The sequence below is a fragment of the Nocardioides sp. IC4_145 genome (genome assembly GCF_011250565.1).
Taxonomy (GTDB): domain Bacteria; phylum Actinomycetota; class Actinomycetes; order Propionibacteriales; family Nocardioidaceae; genus Nocardioides.
In genome coordinates this window covers 1-1,568 of record NZ_JAANMS010000087.1, presented here as the reverse complement: position 1 = coordinate 1,568, position 1,568 = coordinate 1, and the positions used below count along the sequence as shown (strand labels likewise).

General features: G+C 68.0%; 1 protein-coding gene. It reads right to left on the bottom strand.

All coding sequences use genetic code 11. From position 1 onward, the window contains the following. Positions 1–114: 114 nt before the first annotated feature. Positions 115–1,287: an IS110 family transposase gene (locus tag G6553_RS20540; RefSeq protein WP_207620089.1), complete on the bottom strand. Its 1,173-nt coding sequence runs from the start codon at positions 1,285–1,287 to the stop codon at positions 115–117. Between the last annotated feature and the right edge of the window lie 281 nt (positions 1,288–1,568).

Sequence of the window (1,568 nt, the reverse complement as noted above, 5' to 3'; positions counted from 1 at the left end):
ATGGGCCCCTATGTTGGCAAGGCTTCGGAGGTAATCTTCTTGGCGGTGGGTGCGTGCTGATCGCTTCAGCGAAGAGCAGGATCGGGGCTGAAAGTTCTGTCACGCCGCTGGCCTTCAGGCCGTTAGTCGTGCCTCGTTCGCGTCGGGCGCGCCCACCGCCACCTCGATGCCCTGGGTGACGGCGTCTGGTGCAAGGGGGTTGGTTGGCGTTGTTGCTGGCTGGTCAGCGATGTCTTCGGTCATGACGCGGTAGACGAGGTCGGAGAGCCGTCGTTTGAGGCAGCGCAGTGCTTCGCGGCCGGTCTTTCCTTCTGCGCGTTTGCGGTCGTAGTAGCGGCGGCCTTCGGTGTCGCCCCGGATCTGGGTGATAGCGATCGTGTAGAGCGCCTTGTTGAGCTGCCGGTTGCCGCCGGGGTTGTACCGATGGCGCACCGTGCGCCCGGAGGATGCAGGGATCGGGGCGGTGCCGTTGGCGGCCGCGAAGGCGTTGCGGTGGGGGTAGCGACGCACGTCGACGACCTCGGCCAGCAGCCGGCCAGCCACCACCGGACCGATGCCGTGGATGTCGGTCAGGGAGGTGCCGGTCGTGGCCACGAGCCGCGTGATCTGCTGCTTTAGCTCGGCTGCCTCGACATCGATGGCGAGCACTCGTTGAAGTCGACGACGCGTGATCTGGACGCGGGCACCATGAGCGCCGTCCAGGTCGTCGAGCAGGTCGAGGGCCTTCTGGACGCGTGTGCGGTTGGTGAGGCTGCCGATGTGGTGCTGGTAGCCGGGACGTAGACCGGTCAGGTCGGCGTGGACTCGGTTGGCCAGGGCGGTGCGCTCGTGGAGGAGGTCCTCGCGGTAGTCCAGCAGCGCGCGGAGGTCGGAGGCAGGGCCGGTGGCCAGGCGGACCGGAGGGAGCTTGGGCTCACGGGCGGTGACCCGCGCGACTGCGAGCGCGTCGACCGGGTCGGTCTTCCCGCGCAGCTGGGCGCGGCGTTCCCGGCTGGTCATCAGGGTCGGTACTTCGACCACTTCCAGTTCCGGACGGGACTCGCCGGCTGGGTGTTCGGGGTCGGGTGCGGGTGGCCAGGCGAGTGCCAGGTGGATCGCGACGGCGCGGCCGTAGCTGCCGGAGCCTTCGATGCCGACGCGGTGCACGCGGTGGCCGAGCAGCAGGTCGGTGAGCTTGGCGAAGCCTTGTTCTGAGTTGGGGACCTGGACTTGGTCGACGAGGCGTCCGTGCTCGTCGATGACCGCGACCGCGAGGGTGTCTTTGTGGGTGTCGATGCCTGCGAGCAACCGTCCTCCTGGGTGGTTGGTGTGTCACCGGGCGGGTCCCGCTGGGCTGGCGATGCGCATGCATCCAGTGGCCCTGGGTTGGGCCTCATGCCCCTATTGAGCGTCTACGCCAGCCGCGGTCCACCGCCGGGAAGCAGCCATTTTCAAAGCCTCGCCCGCCCCGCACGAGCAGGGGGGACGGGCAGCAAGAGGTCGAGCTTTCCCGGCGGTGGCGCGGTACCTGTCCGAGTTTCGTCGGACGACTCATACTCCTGGATGCAAGAGGTGTGTGGCACTTGGTC